Raw genomic sequence first — 18,854 nt, forward strand, 5'->3', positions numbered from 1 at the left:
ACTACAATCTCAACCCTCGAATCACAGCGGTTTACCAGAGATGAACAGTTAAGGGAACCGGGAATGTATCGCGTGAATATGCCCCAGCGACGAGAGGACTCGAGCAAGAAAAAGCGGATTCAGGCGGTGCAGACGACGCTGGAAATCTTCGAAGTCCTTCGCGAGAGGGGCGGAGCGGGAGTTACGGAGATCGCCAGGGAAATCGACGTCACGAAGGGGACCGTCCACAATCACCTCGCGACGCTCGAGGCGAACGACTACGTGATCAAGGATGCCGACGAAACGTACCACCTCGGCCTCTGCTTTCTCGACGACGCACACCAGGCGAAATCGCGGGTTTCGACGCTCGGTATCGCTCGAACGGAGGTCGACAAGCTGGCAGAACGGAGCGGCGAGACGGCGCTGTTCACCGTCGAAGAACACAGCGTCGGTGTCTGCCTCCACGTCGCATACGGCGAGCAGGCGGTACAGACGCCGCTGCACGTCGGCTACCGGAGCGAACTCCACCACACGGCCGTCGGCAAAGCGATCCTCGCTCACCTTCCCGAAGGGCGCGTCCAGGAGATCGTTGATGAACGGGGATTGGCCCAGCAGACCGACCGAACGATTACCGATACCGACGACCTTTTCGAGACACTCGAGGCGGTGAGAGAGCGCGGTGTCGCGTACAACGAAGGGGAAACGATACAGGGGCTCGTCGGCGTCGGTGCGCCGGTCACGGACCAGTCGGGGACGGTGCTGGGTGCGTTGAGCGTCATCGGACCGGCCAGCCGAATGGGCGAGGATCGGCTTCGTGGCGACCTCTCGGAGATGATCAGGCGAAGCGTCAACGTCGTCGAGATCAATCTCACGTCGCTGTGATCCCCTTCGCCCACTCGAGGACTCGAGGTAATCACACGGCGAGGACCGGGATTCCGGATCGAACGCGTCTCCTCATCGGAGGAACGCACGCTCGAAGAACCCCCTTATTTTTACGGGTTTCCCGACTACGTATTCCATGAACCTCACGATAGGTGACGTGGCCATGTTCATGTACAATCTAGGCGTCCTGATCAGCGGCGGATTCGTGGTGATGACATACGACGTCGAGGGGCCACCGTTCTTCGGAATCATGCTCGTGTTCGCCCTGATCTGGACGATCTACTTCCGGTTCTACGTACAACACCGTTTGACGATGGTGAGCGAGGACGAAGAGCCGAAACCGAGTGAGACGTAGTGCTTTTCCAAGCTTGAACTGATGGGCGAAACCGATAGCGTTCATCCGGCTTCGCTCGTCAGTCGACGCCGGGGAGAGGACTAGCAGTTTGGTACCGCGTTCGAATATTAGATCAGTTCCGTTCCGGACTGTTCGGAAGTTCCGCCCTCGCCCGGTCTCGCGAGCACCTGCTGGTGGTCGCCACTCGAGTAACGGCTCGAATGAGGAGAAAATCGCCGCTCCTGAAGTCGAGAGAACTGTACCACCGAGAGGGGCCCTCGATCACTAGTCGTCGATCTCCGATCCGGACCGTTCGGTCGTGAATCGAGAGTCGCCGAGTTGGGGCTGGCCGTCACCGGGACGAGGGGTGCTGGGGATAGTCCCGCGCGTACTGGCTTGTTGAGCCCTAGCTCGTCGAACGCTGTGACTCGGAGGCCGCTTCGACGGCGTCGACGTCACTCCAGGAAGTCATTAACGGAGCGATTGGGCGTCGCCTCGAGGTTCGTTCGGTCGATGAACGTGTCGGCGTGCGTTTCGGCCACGAATCCGTTGCCGATGATCCCGATATGTGTCATACGACGTCGTTTGTAGTTCCGATTCCGGCCGTTCCCAATCGGGAACGCTCGGCATGCGTGTGCCGTTGTGGCGCAAGCACGGGAGGGGAGAAACACACCGCAACGGCCGCGGAGTTGAGGCTGACAGAGACGTAGACTTATGGTGTCCCCGTCAGTGACGTGCAGTATGTCGGAGCGCCCGAACATCCTGTGTATCGTTACCGATCAGCATCGGGGCGACTGCATCGGGGCTGATCCGCACGCGCCGACCGATGCCGACGGCCGCTCGCTCATCCACACGCCGAACATCGACAGCTTCGTCCGGAAGGGGGCGATGTTTACCCGGGCGTATACGCCCGCCCCATCGTGCATTCCCGCACGCCGATCACTGCTTACCGGGCAGACGCCGTACACCAACGGCGCGCCCGGGTGGGTGACGACGCCGTGGGAATTCGAGCACACGCTCCCCCAGGAACTTCGCGACGCAGGCTACCAGACCAAGCTCACCGGCAAGATCCACTCGCTCCCGATTCGCAATCACGTCGGCTTCGAGAGCATGGATCAGCACGAGGCGCTCCACGCCCACCCGGACGACGACTACGCTCGCTGGCTCGAGCAAGAGACCGACGGCCTGTGCGACGAACTTTCCCACGGGCTTGGGCGAAACTCCTGGGATTCGCGGCCGTGGCACCTCGAGGAGTACCAGCACCCGACGAACTGGACGACCAGGCGAGCGATCGAGTTCCTCGACCAGCGAGACGATACCCGCCCGTTCTTCCTCAACCTGTCTTACGTCCGCCCGCACACGCCGTTCGACCCGCCGCAGGTGTACTGGGACATGTACGTCGACCGCGACACCCCGGAGCCGTACATGGGCGACTGGATCGACGACGAACACGGCGAGAAGATACCCGACTATCCGGGGATCAGCGCCTGGGTCGCCGATCTGCCGCCGACGGTCGTTCACCGGGCGCGGGCAGCCTACTACGGCCTCATCACCCACATCGATCATCAGATCAAACGCGTCTTCGAAAAACTCCGCCTGATCGGCGAACGCGAGAACACATTTGTCGTGTTCCTCTCCGATCACGGTGAGATGCTCGGAGACCACCACATGTGGCGAAAGACCTACGCCTACGAAGGCTCGGCTCGCGTCCCGCTCCTGCTTCGGTTCCCCGACTCGATGGAACTCCCACAAGCGCAGCTCATCGATCGGCCCGTGGGACTCGAGGACGTGATGCCGACGCTCCTGTCGGTCGCGGGCGTCGACGTTCCGGATGCCGTCGAGGGACGAAACCTGCTGGATCTCGTTCGCGACCCGGACCGCGAGGACTGGCGCGAGTGGTATCACGGCGAGCACGCCGCCGGCAGCTACGATCCGGAGAACGGCACCCAGTACCTGGTCGACGGTCGGTTCAAGTACGTCTGGAACCCCGTAACCGACAGCGAACTGCTCTTCGACCTCGCACACGATCCGGGAGAGGAGCGCGACCTCTCGAGCGAGGCCGAACACGCGAGCGATCTCGAGCGCGCCCGGATCACGATGATCGACCGGCTCGCGGGAAGACCGGAGGGGTTCGTCGAGGACGGGACACTCGTCTCGACAGATGCTGGGCCAGGCGATATCGGGGATCCGGACGACTGCAGTTCGGACAGCTGATTGTCGACTCACGCCTCGAGTCCACCATCGAGAGGCCGTCGACGAGTAACTCGAGGACGGGTCCAGGCTCGTTTCGACGCGTCCGACACCACGACGTTCGGTCAGTGGGTCGAACTCGCAAGAAAGAACTCTCGACAGAGATGACCGTGCAACAGTACTTTTTACCCCACCTCGACATCTTCGGAGTATGGTACGCACGGCGATACAGCTGTACACGCTGAGAGGCCTCGAGGAACCGATCTGGGAGACGCTCTCGCGCGTAGCTGACACCACCTTCGAAGGCGTCGAACTCTACGACGCTCACTTCGATTCCTTCGCGGACGAATCGGCGCTCGAGCGAACGGTGGACGCACTCGTCGAGACGGACATCGTCGTCGCCGGTGCACACGTCGGCGTCGACCGGATCGAAGACGAATTCGACGACATTGTGAGCGCGTGCAAGTCAGTCGACGCTTCCAGGGTCGTCGTTCCATCGTACGACGCAAGTGCCTTCCAATCGGTCGCGGGGATCGAAGCGGCCGCGGATCGCCTCGCCGAGGTCGCCACCAAACTCGACGTACACGACCTCGACCTGCTCTATCACAACCACACGTTCGAGTTCGACGTCGTCGACGGGAGAGTCGCCTTCGAGCGGTTCGTCGACTGCGCCGACGGGCGCTTCGGATTCGAACCGGACGTCGGCCTCGCGGCTCACGCCGGCTACGACCCCTTCGAGTTGCTCGAGATAACGGCGGGGAACGCGCCGCTCGTTCACCTCACGGACACGGTACCAGGGGACGAGTCCCTCCTTCATGTCGACGTCCGGGACGGTGCCGTAGACGTTGACGCCTGCGCGTCAGCAGCGGCGTCGGTGGGTGCCGAGTGGTTCATCTGCGAAAACGGCCTCACCGAGGAGCCCCTCGCGTCGCTCGAACGTGGCAGTGCCACGTTCGCAGACAGTCGTGCTCGAGCAGAGACCGTGGATCACGGCTGCTGACCGTAGCGTCCCACTGGATTGCGTGTACCTCCTCCCTGAGACGTCTCTCGCTCTCTCGAGACTCGTCCAAAACAACGACGACGGGATCAGTCGCTCGAGGCGTGTGATCGGGTATTCAGCCCTCAATAGCCCACGTACACCGTCTTGCTGATGGTGAAGAAGTCGAGACCGGCGTCTCCCTGCTCGCGATAGGTTTCGCTCGAGGACGCTTTCATGCCGCCGAAGGGGACGTGGAGTTCCAGCCCCGTCGTCTGCTGGTTCACCTTGACGACGCCCGCCTCGACGTCGTCGACGAACGCGTTCGACTCGCGGAGATCGTTCGTGACGATGCTGGCCGACAGGCCGTACTCGACGTCGTTGGCGATCTCGACGGCCTCGTCGTACGTCGCTGCTGGGATAACGCCGAGAACGGGGCCGAAAATCTCCTCCTGGGCGATTCGCATCTCGGGTGCGACGTCGGAGAACACCGTCGGCTCGACGTAGTAGCCGTTCCCGTGGTCGCCCTCGGTGAGGGGCTCTCCGCCCGTCTCGAGGGTCGCGCCTTCTCTCTTCCCGACGTCGACGTACTCGAGGGTGCTCTCGAGTTCGCTCTCGCTCACGTGCGGTCCGACGTCCGCCCCGTCGAGGCCGTCGCCGACCGTCAGCGATTCCGCCCGGTCGACGACGGCTTCCACGAACTCGTCGTAGAGCGACTCGTGAACGATCGCCCGCGAGGTCGCAGTGCAGGCCTGGCCGGTTACCCCGAACGCGCCGCCCGCGGCGATGTCGGCGGCCTCCTGGACATCGGCACTGGAGGTGACGACCACTGGATTCTTGCCGCCCATCTCGAGCTGGACACGCTTCTGGTCCTTGGTCGCCTGCTGATGCACCGTGTCGCCGACGTTTGCGCTGCCGGTGAACGAGACGGCGTCGACATCCTCGTGGGTCGCGAACGTCGACCCGACCTCGCTCCCGGGGCCGGTGACGTAGTTGACGACGCCGTCAGGCAGTCCGGCGTCCTGGAGACACTCGACGAGGATCCTCGCGACGTCGGGGGCGAGCGAGGCGGGTTTGAAGACGACGGTGTTGCCGGCGGCCAATGCCGGTGCGAGTTTCCAGGCCGGGATCGCGATCGGATAGTTCCAGGGCGTGATCAACGCCGCGACGCCCAGCGGTTCGTCGACCGTGTACAGGCGGGTGTCCTGACTGCTCGAGGACTTCACCGTGCCGCCGATGTCGGCTGCCTTCTCACCGTAGTAGGCGAAGATGTCGATCGCCCGCTGGACCTCGCCCGCCGCTTCGGGCTCGGTTTTCCCTTCTTCCCTGACGAGGGCCGTCGTCGCCTCGTCCTTGCGATCTGCGAGGCGGTTCGACGTCTCTCGGAGGATGCGCCCGCGCTCGGGGCCCGGCGTGGCGGCCCACTCGTCTTTGGCCGCGTTGGCCGCGGCTACCGCTCGTTCGGCGTCTGCGGCGCCCGATCGTTGAAAGACGCCGACGGTGTCGGTCACGTCGGCTGGATTCGTGTTTTCGAACGTTTCGCTGGTAGACGCTTCGGTCCATGTCCCGTCGACGAAGTTCAGATAGGTGTCGACCATCCACTCGTCAGTACCGACGCGAACGACTACACGTTTTCGATGCTCGAGAGTATTGCGTGTGGACGTGTTGGTTCGCTCGAGAGTATTGCGTGTGGACGTGTTGGTTCACTCGGGACAGCCGTTCCGGACTCGAATCGAGAGTGGGATTTTAGTTCGCATCCGCAGGACGGTCGTCGAATTGGCAACTGGAGCCGATACCACGGCGTTCGGATCAGAACTCGCCGTCTCTCACGTGGAATTTCGTGGGTTTTCCGAGGGTAGGACCGTCCTGTTCGACCCACGAAGCGACGAGTTCGACGACATCGTCGACCGGCATCTTCGGGACCGCGAACCGTTCGTTGCACCGACTCGCGTCGTTGAGAAGCGCGGTCTCCTTCTCCTCGCCGTCGAACGATACCTCGCAGCCGAACTCGTCGGCGAACTGTTCGGCGAGGTCGCGAACCGAGAGGACGGACGGCCCGGTGACGTTCAGGATCTCCGCGGGGGAGTCGGCCAGTGCCAGGGAGCGGAAACACGCCGAGTTGGCGTCGCCCTGCCAGATTACGTTCACGTGGCCCATCTCCAGCGGGACCGGGTCTTCGGCGTACACTCGCTTCGCGAGGTCGAGCAACACGCCGTAGCGCAACTCGACGGCGTAATTGAGTCGCAATAGACACGTGGGCGTTCCGTTCTCCTTCGCGAAGTGCTGGAAGACGCGCTCGCGTCCCAGACAGGACTGAGCGTACTCGCCCACCGGCCCCGTCTCGTCGGTTTCGACCGAGCCGCCGGAGTCGACCGGCACCGGAGGGTAGACGTTCCCGGTCGACAGCGCGGTGATCCGCGAATCCTCGAATCGGCTCGCGACGCGTCCAGGAAGGTAGGCGTTGATCGCCCAGGTCTTTGGCTCCTGGCCGGTCGTTCCGAACTTCATGCCGACCAGGTAGATGACGTTCTCACAGTCCGGAAGCGAGTCGAGTGCGCCCTCCTCGAGGAGGTCCGCCCGGATCGTCTCGGCCCCCCAGGACTGGAGTTTTTCCTCGACGGAGGAATCGGAGTACCGCGAGGCGGCGTACACCGTCGAATCGGATCCCGCCTCGCCGATCGCTCTGAGCATCCGTCTGATGAGCGTCGGCCCCATCTTTCCGCCCGCACCGAGAACCATGACGTCGCCTTCGAGCCGTTCCGCGAATTCGACGTCCTCGGGGTAGGGTTCGGAGAGGAGGTCCTCTAGCTGTGCTTCGCTCGTTACCGTCGATGAAATCGAATTTCCGTCACTCATAACTCTCTGTGTGTCAGGGGGTTTTGCTTCGTCCAGAGAGAACGCGAGTTCGACTATAAAGCTACCGCCCACCTGGACCTGGACCTGGACCTGGACCTGGACGGAGCCCGGGTCACGTCCATCCGCGAACGCACAGTCCTGAACTGCAGGGTGACATGCAGAACTGACGAGATTACCGCGCAGAACTGACGAGAATACCAGCAGAACTGAATCAAGGCGATCGATTACCTCTCGAGCGCTGCCAGCCGAGGACCGAACGTGTTTCACCCCCGTCACAAGTGATTAGTACGTAATGTGCGATGTGACCGCATGGAACGACCACTCGTGGTGACGGACTCGAGCGATGCAGTCGTCGAGGTTATCCGTGAGGCTGGCGAACTCGCGGCCGCGGCCGACGCGCCGTTGCTCGTGTTGACCGTCGTGACCGAATCGGAGTACGAGAAGGACGTCGACGTGCTCGGCACGATCGATCGGGTCGAACGCTCGGATTTCAATCCGGACCCCGGAGAATACGCGGAAAAAGTCGCCCGGACCGCGATCAACGACCTCCTCACCGATCTCCCCCTCGAGACGGAAGCGGTCGGGAGGTACGTGGATGGGGACGACGACCAGGCTGACGCGATTCTCGAGGTCGCGGCGGCGAACGACTGCGATTACGTCTTCCTCCTGGGACGTAAACGAAGCCCGACCGGGAAGGCGCTGTTCGGAGATACGGCCCAGTCGGTCATCCTCAACTTCGACGGGTACGTCGTCACGAAGGCGGAGTGACGCGAGCGGGAGGCACGTCCCGTCATCCGAAATTGAAGCCGCTCGTCTCGAGTAGCGAGGCTGGTGGAGTTCAGACGAGGAGTAGCAGCCGTCTACCGCCAACGATTGGTCCGGTTCGACCGGCACCTACAGTTCGGCGGATTCGACCGAGCCTACGGTTCGGCGGGTTCGACCGAGCCTACGGTTCGGCGGGTTCAATCGCGTGGCGAAGGACCGCCTCGTAGAGGGCGAGTTGCACGTCCAGGATGCCCTCGTGGCTAATCTGAAACACGTCGTCGCCGGAGAGACCGTGCGGACACTCGTGGAGCACGCCGGTCGTGCCGCTGACGTGGTACGCGGCACTCACGAGATTGAAGTACGGTCCTGGACGCCCGGATTCCCCGGTAACGTCGTGGAGGTAGAGCCGGGGAACGTCGAGCTCCGCGAGAAGCGTATTGTACGTTCGGTGAATCGATCGGGAATCCGCCTGTTTTTGCAGGGGAACGAACTGCGGCCGGTGCAGCGTCGGCGGGTAGCCGTGGCTGTGGAGCGACACCGTCACGTCCGGCGCCTCCCGACGAACGACGTCGAGAACCGCCGGCGCTTCGACCCCCATCGGAGCGAAGGGCTCGTCGTGCATCGGATTGACTCCATCGTCGTTGAAGTAACACCCGAGGAATCCGACCTCGTCTCCCGTCATGGGGTGTTGCTGTTTCGCGTCGGGCCACCCGATGAGGCGGTCGTCGGCCCACGTTCCCTGACCCCAGAACTCGAGGTCGGCCAGCGTGAGCCCCTGTAACGAGTCCGGTTCGAAACGAGCGAGTCCGTCGGGGTTCCCACATGGGAGGATCGCGATCCGGCACTCGTCGGCGAGGTCGCGGAGGGTCGGCTGCGCTCGTCCCCGCAAATCCCGGCCCGTCTCGAGGATCGACAGCAGGTTACAGAGTCCGGTTAGCCCCTCGACCTCGTGGCCGTGGACGGGACCGACGAAGCAGACGACCGGCTTCTCGCGCATCTCTCTGTCGGCGTAGTTCGTTGGATCCCGGGAGGCGACGGCCGAGTTGAAGTTCGCCCGCGATTCGAGTTCCTCGAACGCCCCGTAGGTGACCAGCTGAATCGGTCGGCCGCCGGCCGAATCGGAGAGTTCCTCGATCGACCCGCGTTCGAGCGAGTACAGCTGATCCTCGAGCGCCTCGAGACTTCCAACCCAGAACTCGGGGACCGGGTCGTCGGGGATACGTTCGACGGCCTCCTCGTACGTCATCGTGTCGACGCTGGCCTTCGTCATCGCTCTGGTTCGATGAATCGACGCGGCTTAACTCTTCGGCTCACGCGAACGTCACCGACGTTCGGGGGCCGGTAGCCGTCGCCTCCTGGAGTGTTCACGCTAGCAACGGCGGCGAGTCGCGCGGGAACCGTCTGTCTATCGAGTCGAGAGTCGGGGAGTCGAAAGTTGAGCATCGAGTATCGAGTATCAAGAGTCGAGTATCAAGAGTCGAGTATCGACGTCGAGTAGGAGGATTTATTCATCGGGCTTCCGTCTGCGAAAGCGTATGGAAGAAATCAGTACCGACGACGCACCCGCCAGTATCGGCCCGTACTCACAGGCGATGGTCCACGGCGACACGGTCTACGTCTCCGGACAGGGGCCAGCGAACCCCGAATCGAGGGAAGTCGAAGTCGACGACATTCGAGACCAGACAGCCCAGACCCTCGAGAACATCGGCGCCATCCTGGAGGCGGCGGGGACGTCGCTCGACAACGTGATCAAGGCCAACGTGTACGTCACCGACATGGACAACTACGACGCGGTCAACGAGGTGTACGCCGAGTACCTGTCCGAACCGTTCCCAGCACGTTGTGCGGTCGAGGTGTCGGACCTCCCGATCGACATCGGCGTCGAAATCGAAGTCGTCGCGGCGACGTAGTAATCGTTGAAACGGCTTCGACATCGGTCGCAGGCAGTCGCCGGAACGGCTGGTTCCGGCCGTCCAGTCACGACCGAAGGGGCAACGGCGTTCACCGCCTGTTATAGTTCTCACCACCGCTTTTCACCGCCGAGTTGACTCGAAGGTCGTGGAGACGAGACGACGAACTCGATCGCATCGGCGGTCCGAACGTTCCAGCGGCGATGTCCACCCCACTTTGTCTGTTCGTCCCGTTGTAAACGGGCGTCCGGGAAAGGCGGACTACCCGACGAACGGCTCTCGGGCCCGGAGCGCGCCCGTTTCGTGCAAAGTATGGTCACGGTGACGGACCGTCGCGGAAACTGTTCGGCAGTAAGGAACGTTTATTGTGATCGAGTCCCACTGTCCGCTATGGACCAAGAAGCCCTCCCCTCCAGCGGCCGGGTGCAAGCGACGCACCTCTCGCTCGACATCCTGGACGAGATCCGTCGCCGGAACGGAGCCGGCGTGACCGAACTCGCCACTCACTTCGACCGTTCGAAGAGTACGATTCACAGCCACCTGCGGACGCTGGCTGTCGAGGGATATCTGGTCAACGAGGACGGGTTCTACACGGTCGGCCTTCGAGCCCTCCAGCTGGGCGGTCACGCCAGAGTCAAGCATCCTCTCTACAGGATGGCGAAAGACGAAGTGGACGAACTCGCGAAAGAGACGGGGGAAACGGCCAAGATCGTCGTCGAGGAGGGTGGCAAAGGCGTCTACCTCTATCAGTCCCGGTCGAAGCAGGCGGTTACGACCGACTCTCACGTGGGAACGCACGTGTTCTTGCACTCGACGGCGGTCGGAAAAGCGATTCTCGCTCACCTGGACGAATCGCGACGGGAAGCCATTCTAGACGAGTACGGACTCCCCAAAGTGACGCCGAACACGGTCACCGATCGAGGGGCGCTCACGGCTCGGCTCGAGGAAATCCGGGAGCGCGGCTTTGCGTTCGATGATGGCGAACGCATCGAAGGGCTGCGGTGCGTCGCCGCCCCGATTAAATCGGACGAAGCGGTGCTGGGGTCCATCAGTGTCTCCGGTCCGAAGAAACGAATCGACGACGAAACGTTTCGAACGACGCTCCCAGAGCTAGTACGAGATACCGCCCGTGTCATCGAAATTAACGTGACCTATTCGTAGGCATCGCCCTCTTCGCCGGTCCGTCCCGCGTTCGAGCCCTGTCGTTGAATCTCGTGTACTCGAACGAAAGATTGTGTCGTTCTCTGGTGGTCACTATCGACCCACGACAACACCGCCCGTTACTAACTTAGGTATGTAATGTTCTGGTCTCGTTCGTGACGATGATGCCAATTGGAACCCCATCTGTGGCTTTCGTTCTCCACAGAGGTGCGACCGTTCGGATAGAACGAACAATAGGCGCTGACGATGCGTTCGTCTCCAATTCGAATGGGGCCTCGTCTCCGCGGCCATCTTTCGGTGTGCTCGCTCGAGATGGACGAAGAGCGGACCGAGTTCGTGGGGTTAGGCTGACTGTCGGTCGCCAAAAACCGGGAGAGTCGGAATAGGACGCAATCTTCGTTCGGTATCAGAGAACGATCCACTCAGGAGGGAGAAGACTCGCGTTCGATCGAGACCATCCAGGAAACGACTGGACGGAGCGACGAACTGCCTGTTCAGTAGCCATCGATACGTGAGCGGTCAGTGATCGAGTTTCGACCTCGCCCAATTCGTGCTGTACGGTCGTCGTTTCGCTCGAGTTACGCCTCGAGAGAAGTCGATTCGTTCTGACTCTCGAGTCGCTCGAGGTACCGTTCGACGCGATCACGATCGTCGCTCGAGAGTTCGACGAGGGGTTCGCGGACGGGACCACCTGCCATTCCCTGTAGCTCCTGTCCGTACTTGACCACCGGCACGTTCTTCGCCGAACTGAACGCGGACCCGCCGCCGTGTTCTTCCCTGAACTCTTCGAACGGACGGAGCGCGTGTTTGATTCGTCTGGCGCGATCCCAGTCGCCGGCCGAGAGTGCCTCGTCGAGTGCGAGGACCGGCTTCGGGACGAAGTTCCCGATTCCGGTGGTGAACCCGTCCGCACCCTCGATGGCGTACGCGAGTGCGTATCGTTCGGCCACGCCATTGAGCCACTCGACGTCTCCCGAAACCGTCTGGACCAGTCGGGAGAATAGCTTGACGTCATTGACGGCATACTTTACGGCGACGACGTTGTCGATCGTCGAGAGGTCGTCGAGCACCGTCTCGCTGAGCAGGTCGCCGCGCTTGTACAGGACGATTCCGAGGTCCGTGGCCGCAGCGAGCGTACGGTAGTACTCGATCAACCCCTGCTCGTGGATGTAGGTGTGTCTCGGATACATGACCATGACGGCGTCGACCCCGGCCGTATCGTACGCCTCGATCAGTTCGACGGCGTTCTTCGCACTCCCGCCGACCCCGCCGACGACCGTCGCGTCGTCGGGGAGGGCGTCAACCGTCGATTGGATCACGTCGATCCGTTCGTCCTGGGATAGCGAGTAGTACTCGCCCGTGTTTCCACAGGGGATGAACGTCCGAGCGCCGGCGTCGTAGAGCGTTCGAGCGTTCTGCTCGATTTCTTCGTGGAGTACTCGGTCACGATCGGCGCTAAACGGCGTCGGTGTCGTGAACGCTACGCTTTGCAGACTCTCGCGTAAGTCACCGTATGCGGTAGCCATAGCAGACGTATTAGAAACTCCCATTCATTATTGTTCCGGTCAGATCGATCTTCGAAGCGTGCGGGTTCTGTGGTGGACACGCATCGAGAATGATTTTCGCGCCCGAGCGCGTGCCTAGTCCGCGCCGCCAGCGTTACGAGCAGATCGCCGGCGTTCCGAGCAGCAATTATAAATCCAGATGGTCGTAATTGGCTACCATGTCGCCGAAAGATCGCAGGGAGCGCGCCGAGGCGATTCGCACCGCCGTCGAGTCGAACCCGGAGACGGTCGACGTGGACGAGCTCGCCGACCTCCTGGTGTCCGAATCCAGGAAGGCCCGCCAGACTGCATTCGAGGCCTATCGGACCCTCGTCTCGGACCGCCCGGCGGTCGCCGACGACGTCGGTGCCCGACTCGAGTCCCACCTCACCGACGACGCGGCCGACGTTCGCGAGCGGGCGGCGTTGACGAGTGCTGCGTTCGCCGACAAACATCCTGACGTCGTCGACGGGCTGGTCCATGCGCTCCGATCGATCGGCACCGACCCGGCTGAGCCTGGGCGAGAGGCGGCCATCGTCGCCATCGCAAAACTCGCACACGTACGGCCGGCATCGATCGTCCCCGCAGTCGACGCCCTCGTCGCCATCTGTGACGATCCGGTCTCCGCACCCACGACGGGTCGGGACGAACGCGGTGGCCCCGTCGGCAAATCGGATGCGGCGGCACTACAGCCGGAACGAGAGCGGCGCGATCAGGCGCGCCTCCACGCGATCGCGGCGCTCACACTGCTTGCCGCCGACGATCCGGCAGCCGTTCGATCCGACGTCCCGTCGATCGCCTCCCTCCTCCAGGACGACCACCACCTGATTCGAGCCGGCGCCTGCGAGGTGCTCGAGGATCTCGCGACGGCGTATCCGACGTCCGTCGAGCCGTTCGCGTCAGAGCTGGCAGAGCGAGCCGCTACCGACACGAAACACCCGGTTCCGTGGCGGGCGGCGGATGCGCTCGTCGCCCTCGACGCCGAGCGACCCGAGTGCGTCGGTGAGGCGGTGGCCCCGTTCGCGAGCGACCTGTCCCGGTTTCTCGAGTCGTCGGATGTCGATCGGCGGCGGGCGGGCGTCGCGTTGGTCGCAGACGCGGCGTTGGCTCGGCCGGAATCGCTCGAGTCGATGCGCCCGACGCTTCGAGACCTGCTCTCGGACGACGACGCGTCCGTCCGGATGAACGCGGTTATTTCCCTCGGCGCCGCCGGTACCGAGAGCGATCGGTCGACCATCGCCGACCTCGCCGATTCGGATCCGGACGAACGGGTTCGGAAGACCGCTACCCGTGTCCATGGGCGGTTCGATGGGTCGCTCGACAGCGAGTAGATTCTCTCGTCATCGATCACCTGGGGAAGACCTAGCAGGGACCACGTTGCCACGCAGACAAAGTTTATATAGCTCATATTCAAACACGTACCTCAGGAAGACGAACGCAGTGAACACCGATAACACGCGACTTATCACGACCGAAATCAGATCGATGGTAACGAAATGACACAGTCTAAATCCGAACTCGAGTATCGAAACGCTACCGAGGAACCGATTCTGGAGGCACGCGACGTGTCCGTGACGTTCGACATGGATCGGGGAACGTCTCGCGTCCTCGATAACGTCAACTTCGACGTCCACCGCGACGAAATGCTCGGCATCATCGGCGAGAGTGGAAGCGGCAAGTCGATGTTCGCGTCGGCGTTGCTCAACGCGGTCGTCGAGCCGGGCGTCGCCACCGGCGAAATCACCTACCGTCCCCCTGGGGAAGAGCCCGTGGACGTCCTCTCGTTGACCGACGACCAGCTCGAGAAGTTCCGCTGGGAAGAGATCGCGATGGTGTTCCAGGGGGCCATGAGCTCGTTCAATCCGACCATGAAAATCAGGGATCACTTCGAGGAAACGATCCACGCTCACCGGGCGGACATGGACGAGCAGATGGCCCACGCCCGGCAACTTCTCGCAGACCTCTATCTCGACCCGGATCGCGTGCTCGACTCCTACCCGCACGAACTCTCCGGCGGCATGAAACAGCGCGCGCTCATCGCACTGAGTCTCGTCCTCGAGCCGCAGGTGCTGGTCATGGACGAACCGACCGCCGCGCTCGACTTGCTCATGCAGCGGTCGATCATGAACCTCCTGGACACGCTCCAGAACGAGTACGATCTGACCATCGTCTTCATCACCCACGACTTACCGCTCGTCGCCGGATTGGCGGATCGACTGGCGGTGATGTATGCGTTCGAGTTCGTCGAATACGGCCCCAGCGAGCAGATTATTCGCGAGGCGGCCCATCCGTATACGCGCGCCCTGCTGAAGTCTGTCCCGAGCGTCGACGCCCCGCTGGAGGAGATGCACCCGATCGAAGGCGAGAGCCCGGATCCGGTCGATACGCCGGCGGGGTGTTCGTACGCACCTCGCTGTCCGATCTCGACGCCGAAGTGTATCGACGAGGACCCGGGATATCACGACGTCGACGACGAACAGAAGGCGACGTGTTTCCACTGGGAACAGTCGGCTGAAGCGATTCCCTACACGCTCGGGACCGAGAACGTCGATACCCAGCTAGATCAGGCGACGGTCTCCGAGGAGGACGCCGTCGTCTCGTTGACCGACCTCGAGGTTCACTTCGACCAGTCCGGGTTCATCGACCGGCTCTTCGACAAGGACATGACGGTCCGTGCGGTCGACGACATCTCGCTCGACATCAGGGAAAACGAGGTCATCGCGCTCGTCGGCGAGTCCGGGTGCGGCAAAACGACGCTCGGGAAGACCGCCATCGGTCTCCAGGAGCCGACGGGCGGAACGGTCGCGTATCGGGGACAGGACATCTGGGAGGCCAGACGCGGCGACGGCGAGATCGACTTCGACGAGATTCGACGCTCGCTGCAGATCATCCACCAGGACCCGGGAAGCTCGCTCAACCCCAGTCGGACCGTCCGGACGAGTCTCTCGGCGCCGTTGAAGCGATGGCGACCGGACCTCAACGCCACGGATCGAGAGACCGTGGTGTACAACCTGCTCGAGCGGGTCGGCATGAAGCCGGCGGAGGACTACGCTCTCCGCTATCCCCACCAGCTATCGGGTGGGGAGAAACAGCGTGTCGTCCTCCTGCGGGCGCTCCTGATGAGTCCGGACCTCATCTTGGCCGACGAGGCCGTTAGCGCGCTAGACGTTTCGCTCCGCGTGGAGATGATGGACCTGATGCTCAACCTGCAGGAGATGTTCGATACCTCCTACCTGTTTATCTCTCACGACTTCTCGAACGCGCGGTACCTCACCGAAAAGTCCGGCGGTCGAATTGGGATCATGTACCTGGGCAACCTCGTCGAGATTGGGCCGGCGGCGGAGATAATTCACGAGCCGAAGCACCCGTACACGAAGGTGCTCCGGTGGGCGACGCCGCCCCTCGACCCGGACGCGGCGAAGAAGGCTCAGTCGACGAAACCGCCGGTTCGAGAGATCGACATCCCCGATCCGACGGATCCGCCGAGTGGCTGTCAGTTCCACACGCGCTGTCCCGAGGCCCGCGAGGTCTGTCAGCGAGAGGAACCGGCGCTCCTCGAAACCGACGGCGCCTCGATCGCGGCCTGTTTCCGGGAGGACGAGAGTCACGAGTACTGGGAGAGCGACCCCCTGTACGACGACGAGTCAGTGTCGGTCGACGAGTTGAACTGAGTTCGAGCCCGACGGCGGGGCAACTGTTTTCATGCCCCGACGAATCGTATGGCACATGGCCGGTAAATACGACAAAAGTTTCCTCGAGCACCTCTGTGACTACGAGCAGGGCTGGCGCTTTCTGTTTACGTTCTCGGTTGGGTTTCTCGGCCTCTCGGTTATCTGGCTCTACGCTGCCGAGCCAGGAAGTCCAACCTACGTCGTCACGGTGATGAACGTCGTCGGACTCTCGGTTCTCTCCCTGTTGAGCGGGTTCGTCCTGGCTCGTTGTCGGTGACGCTGGGGAACGTGGACCAGTAGTGAATTTCACGAGAAGTCATCGATCGAACCAAAAATCCACCGGTGGGACAAACTATATTAGTATCGAGACGACACTCGATAGCAGTACATGAGACAGCATCTAGACCGTACCCGTAACGCGCTCGTCTCCCTCGTGGGCGTGCTCATCGGGTTGCGATACTACTGGGAACGCATCGCCCACGCGTTCGTGACGCTTCTCGCGGTGACGACGATCACGTTCGCCCTGTTTCGGCTGATGCCCGGTAGTCCGGCCGACGCAATGCGCGCGGACTTCGAGCGTCGGCTCGCCGGAAGTGGTCAGGCCGCCGATCCTGAAGTGATCGATCAGATGATTCGAGTCCACACGGGATTCGATCCGGACAAACCCATCTACATCCAGTACGTCGAGTATCTACGGGACGTCATCATCTACCAGGACTTCGGCCAGTCGATCCAGTACGGCGACCCGGTGTTCGACATCCTGTTTGCGGCGATGCCGTGGTCCATCTTCATCAGCATCTACGGCCTGGCGTTCGGATACACCGCGAACATCCTCCTGGGAGCGGCGATGGCGTACAAGGAAGGGTCGCGTTTCGACAGCTACTCCACGGTACTCGCCACCTTTCTCAACTCGATTCCGTACTACGTCGGCGCGTTCTTCTTCCTGGCGTTTTTCGCGTACGATCTCGGCTGGTTCCCTGGAAGCGGACGGTACAGCAGGGACGTCACTGCCGGACTCAATCCCGAGTTCATGTGGAGCATCGTTCACCACGGGACGCTCCCGATCATGTCGAGTTTCATCGTCGGCTTCGGCGGCGGTGCGCTCGCGATGCGCGGCAACTCTGTACGGATCCTGGGCGAAGACTACCTTCGGGTCGCCAGATTACGGGGGATTAGCTCGAGTCGGATCGCGACCCGGTACGTCGCCCGGAACGCAATCTTGCCTCTCTACACCCAGATGATGATCGGCATCGCTGCCGTCTTCTCGAGCAGTGTCGTCCTGGAGTACATCTTCACGTATCCAGGTGTCGGCTGGTACACCTACGACGCGATCATGCGGCGTGACTATCCGCTGCTCATGGGATCTTTCCTGTTCTTCACGATCGTCACGCTCATCGGCATCCTCATCGCGGAGTTCACGTACGGAATCGTCGATCCACGAGCGGGTTCAGGTGATCAGAGTGAAGCATACTGAAGAAACGGGAACGGACGGAGGCGAACAGCTCAGCGACGACCAGTTATTCGGCCAGCTTGCCAAGGCCGACAGGGTGCAACTCTCACGGAGAGAACGGTTCGGATTGCTCCTGGACGCGTACGTGCTCACACCCGGCCGTGTCGCCTGGAGCGACTGGCGGACTCGTATCGGCATCCTCGTCATCTCGCTGTTCTTGCTTACCGGGGTAGCGGCGAAGGTATCGACCTCGAACTGGTGGTTCCTGGAACACGTGACGATCATCGAGTCTCCCGCGACGAACCAGGCGCCGACGAATCACCAGCCGTTCGACGGCGGGTTCGCCGCGATCACGGAAGAGGGCGGCTGGATCGATACGACCGCGTCGTTCCCGTGGGTCGAGTTCAACGCACCCCTGGGATCGACCAATTACGGCGAACCGATCGGCCGACAGCTGGTCCACTCGACGCCCGACATGGTCGAGATGGTCATCGCCGGCGCAGTGGTCTCCGTCGGGCTCGCGATCCTGATCGGCATCACGGCCGGCTACAAGGGCGGCAAGGTCGACTCCGTGCTAATGTCGATCACCGACATCATGATGACCATGCCCGGCATCCCGCTGGTCATCGTCATCGCGGCGATCTACCCGCCCCGCCAGGCCTGGCTCGTGGGCGTCATCCTCGCCATCGACGCCTGGCCGGGACTCGCTCGAGCGCTTCGCTCGCAAGTGCTGACGCTCCGAGAGGAGTCTTACGTCGAGGCGTCCCGGACGATGGGGATTCCCTCGACGACGATCCTGAGCCGGGACATCACGCCGCAGTTGATGCCCTACATCCTGATCAACGCTGCACAGGCGGGGCGCAGCGTCATCTTCGAGTCCGTGGCGCTGTACTTCCTCGGCGTGTTGCCGTTCACGACGGCGAACTGGGGGATCATGATGGACACGGCCTACAGCGAAGGGTTCGCCCTGGTCAACATGGCGAACTTCTACCAGATCTTCTGGCCAATGATGGCGGTCGTCATCGTCTCGTTCGGGTTGATCCTCTTCTCTCAGGGGATGGACCGCGTGTTCAACCCCCGGATCAGGGCGCGTCATTCGAAGAAAGTCGGCGGCGGCGAGGATCAAGAACACTGAC

The 18,854-nt window shown here is 62.3% G+C and carries 16 protein-coding genes; 12 read left to right on the forward strand and 4 right to left on the reverse strand.

Going from position 1 to position 18,854, the window contains the following annotated elements; all coding sequences use genetic code 11:
* Positions 1-78: 78 nt before the first annotated feature.
* From NGM15_RS03570 to NGM15_RS03585, 4 genes are all read left to right on the forward strand, one after another.
* Entirely contained in the window at positions 79-861 is a 783-nt protein-coding gene (locus tag NGM15_RS03570) for an IclR family transcriptional regulator (RefSeq protein WP_253435338.1), read from the forward strand.
* A 136-nt stretch (positions 862-997) separates the two neighbouring features.
* On the forward strand, positions 998-1,216 hold the full coding sequence (locus tag NGM15_RS03575) for a DUF8074 family membrane protein (protein ID WP_253435340.1): 219 nt from the start codon (positions 998-1,000) through the stop codon (positions 1,214-1,216).
* Between the two features lie 720 nt (positions 1,217-1,936).
* Positions 1,937-3,409 carry an arylsulfatase gene (locus NGM15_RS03580; RefSeq protein ID WP_253435343.1) on the forward strand — a complete coding sequence of 491 codons (1,473 nt, stop codon included), beginning with the start codon at positions 1,937-1,939 and terminating at the stop codon, positions 3,407-3,409.
* Between the two features lie 187 nt (positions 3,410-3,596).
* Complete coding sequence (locus NGM15_RS03585; protein ID WP_253435346.1) at positions 3,597-4,385, forward strand: sugar phosphate isomerase/epimerase family protein; 789 nt, start codon at positions 3,597-3,599, stop codon at positions 4,383-4,385.
* A gap of 122 nt (positions 4,386-4,507) precedes the next feature.
* On the opposite strand, the gene xacF is transcribed toward NGM15_RS03585, so the two are convergent.
* Together xacF and NGM15_RS03595 are read right to left on the reverse strand one after the other, a co-directional pair.
* Positions 4,508-5,959, reverse strand: a complete 1,452-nt coding sequence (gene xacF, locus NGM15_RS03590; protein ID WP_253435350.1) for a 2,5-dioxovalerate dehydrogenase — start codon at positions 5,957-5,959, stop codon at positions 4,508-4,510.
* Between the two features lie 211 nt (positions 5,960-6,170).
* Entirely contained in the window at positions 6,171-7,217 is a 1,047-nt protein-coding gene (locus tag NGM15_RS03595; RefSeq protein ID WP_253435353.1) for an NAD-dependent epimerase/dehydratase family protein, read from the reverse strand.
* Between the two features lie 309 nt (positions 7,218-7,526).
* On the opposite strand from NGM15_RS03595, the gene NGM15_RS03600 reads away from it, so the two are divergent.
* Positions 7,527-7,985 (forward strand): universal stress protein, encoded by a 459-nt coding sequence (locus NGM15_RS03600; RefSeq protein WP_253435356.1) that lies wholly within the window; start codon positions 7,527-7,529, stop codon positions 7,983-7,985.
* 178 nt (positions 7,986-8,163) lie between these two features.
* On the opposite strand, the gene NGM15_RS03605 is transcribed toward NGM15_RS03600, so the two are convergent.
* The gene (locus NGM15_RS03605) at positions 8,164-9,252 is read right to left on the reverse strand and encodes a M14 family zinc carboxypeptidase (RefSeq protein ID WP_253435359.1); all 1,089 of its coding nucleotides are present in this window, start codon (positions 9,250-9,252) and stop codon (positions 8,164-8,166) included.
* Between the two features lie 265 nt (positions 9,253-9,517).
* Here NGM15_RS03605 and NGM15_RS03610 point away from each other — a divergent pair, with 265 nt between their 5' ends.
* A complete protein-coding gene (locus NGM15_RS03610; RefSeq protein ID WP_253435362.1) occupies positions 9,518-9,892 on the forward strand; it encodes a Rid family detoxifying hydrolase in 375 nt (124 codons plus the stop codon).
* Positions 9,893-10,282: 390 nt separating this feature from the next.
* Positions 10,283-11,053: an IclR family transcriptional regulator gene (locus NGM15_RS03615; protein WP_253435365.1), complete on the forward strand. Its 771-nt coding sequence runs from the start codon at positions 10,283-10,285 to the stop codon at positions 11,051-11,053.
* A 578-nt stretch (positions 11,054-11,631) separates the two neighbouring features.
* Here the strand turns inward: NGM15_RS03615 and NGM15_RS03620 are convergent.
* Positions 11,632-12,579, reverse strand: coding sequence for a dihydrodipicolinate synthase family protein (locus tag NGM15_RS03620; protein WP_253435368.1), 948 nt, complete (start codon positions 12,577-12,579; stop codon positions 11,632-11,634).
* Positions 12,580-12,776: 197 nt separating this feature from the next.
* On the opposite strand from NGM15_RS03620, the gene NGM15_RS03625 reads away from it, so the two are divergent.
* The 5 genes from NGM15_RS03625 (at position 12,777) to NGM15_RS03645 (ending at position 18,853) form a co-directional block, all read left to right on the forward strand.
* Entirely contained in the window at positions 12,777-13,928 is a 1,152-nt protein-coding gene (locus NGM15_RS03625) for a HEAT repeat domain-containing protein (RefSeq protein ID WP_253435371.1), read from the forward strand.
* A gap of 165 nt (positions 13,929-14,093) precedes the next feature.
* The gene (locus NGM15_RS03630; protein WP_253435374.1) at positions 14,094-16,268 is read left to right on the forward strand and encodes an ABC transporter ATP-binding protein; all 2,175 of its coding nucleotides are present in this window, start codon (positions 14,094-14,096) and stop codon (positions 16,266-16,268) included.
* 55 nt (positions 16,269-16,323) lie between these two features.
* The gene (locus NGM15_RS03635) at positions 16,324-16,545 is read left to right on the forward strand and encodes a hypothetical protein (RefSeq protein WP_253435377.1); all 222 of its coding nucleotides are present in this window, start codon (positions 16,324-16,326) and stop codon (positions 16,543-16,545) included.
* A 111-nt stretch (positions 16,546-16,656) separates the two neighbouring features.
* Positions 16,657-17,742, forward strand: a complete 1,086-nt coding sequence (locus NGM15_RS03640; RefSeq protein WP_253435380.1) for an ABC transporter permease — start codon at positions 16,657-16,659, stop codon at positions 17,740-17,742.
* Positions 17,729-18,853, forward strand: coding sequence for an ABC transporter permease (locus NGM15_RS03645; protein WP_253435383.1), 1,125 nt, complete (start codon positions 17,729-17,731; stop codon positions 18,851-18,853). Before NGM15_RS03640 ends, NGM15_RS03645 begins: the two co-directional genes overlap by 14 nt.
* Position 18,854: the final 1 nt, after the last annotated feature.

It is taken from the genome of Natronosalvus halobius (assembly GCF_024138145.1).
Classification (GTDB): domain Archaea; phylum Halobacteriota; class Halobacteria; order Halobacteriales; family Natrialbaceae; genus Natronosalvus; species Natronosalvus halobius.

What these genes read in the sequence shown, in the direction of transcription:
- NGM15_RS03615 (WP_253435365.1), top strand. Translation starts at nt 10,283, where the DNA reads ATGGACCAAGAAGCCCTCCCCTCCAGCGGCCGGGTGCAAGCGACGCAC.
- NGM15_RS03580 (WP_253435343.1), top strand. Translation starts at nt 1,937, where the DNA reads ATGTCGGAGCGCCCGAACATCCTGTGTATCGTTACCGATCAGCATCGG.
- NGM15_RS03630 (WP_253435374.1), top strand. Translation starts at nt 14,094, where the DNA reads ATGACACAGTCTAAATCCGAACTCGAGTATCGAAACGCTACCGAGGAA.
- NGM15_RS03635 (WP_253435377.1), top strand. Translation starts at nt 16,324, where the DNA reads ATGGCCGGTAAATACGACAAAAGTTTCCTCGAGCACCTCTGTGACTAC.
- NGM15_RS03570 (WP_253435338.1), top strand. Translation starts at nt 79, where the DNA reads ATGCCCCAGCGACGAGAGGACTCGAGCAAGAAAAAGCGGATTCAGGCG.
- NGM15_RS03585 (WP_253435346.1), top strand. Translation starts at nt 3,597, where the DNA reads ATGGTACGCACGGCGATACAGCTGTACACGCTGAGAGGCCTCGAGGAA.
- NGM15_RS03640 (WP_253435380.1), top strand. Translation starts at nt 16,657, where the DNA reads ATGAGACAGCATCTAGACCGTACCCGTAACGCGCTCGTCTCCCTCGTG.
- NGM15_RS03605 (WP_253435359.1), bottom strand. Translation starts at nt 9,252, where the DNA reads ATGACGAAGGCCAGCGTCGACACGATGACGTACGAGGAGGCCGTCGAA.
- xacF (WP_253435350.1), bottom strand. Translation starts at nt 5,959, where the DNA reads ATGGTCGACACCTATCTGAACTTCGTCGACGGGACATGGACCGAAGCG.
- NGM15_RS03610 (WP_253435362.1), top strand. Translation starts at nt 9,518, where the DNA reads ATGGAAGAAATCAGTACCGACGACGCACCCGCCAGTATCGGCCCGTAC.
- NGM15_RS03600 (WP_253435356.1), top strand. Translation starts at nt 7,527, where the DNA reads ATGGAACGACCACTCGTGGTGACGGACTCGAGCGATGCAGTCGTCGAG.
- NGM15_RS03625 (WP_253435371.1), top strand. Translation starts at nt 12,777, where the DNA reads ATGTCGCCGAAAGATCGCAGGGAGCGCGCCGAGGCGATTCGCACCGCC.
- NGM15_RS03575 (WP_253435340.1), top strand. Translation starts at nt 998, where the DNA reads ATGAACCTCACGATAGGTGACGTGGCCATGTTCATGTACAATCTAGGC.
- NGM15_RS03620 (WP_253435368.1), bottom strand. Translation starts at nt 12,579, where the DNA reads ATGGCTACCGCATACGGTGACTTACGCGAGAGTCTGCAAAGCGTAGCG.
- NGM15_RS03595 (WP_253435353.1), bottom strand. Translation starts at nt 7,217, where the DNA reads ATGAGTGACGGAAATTCGATTTCATCGACGGTAACGAGCGAAGCACAG.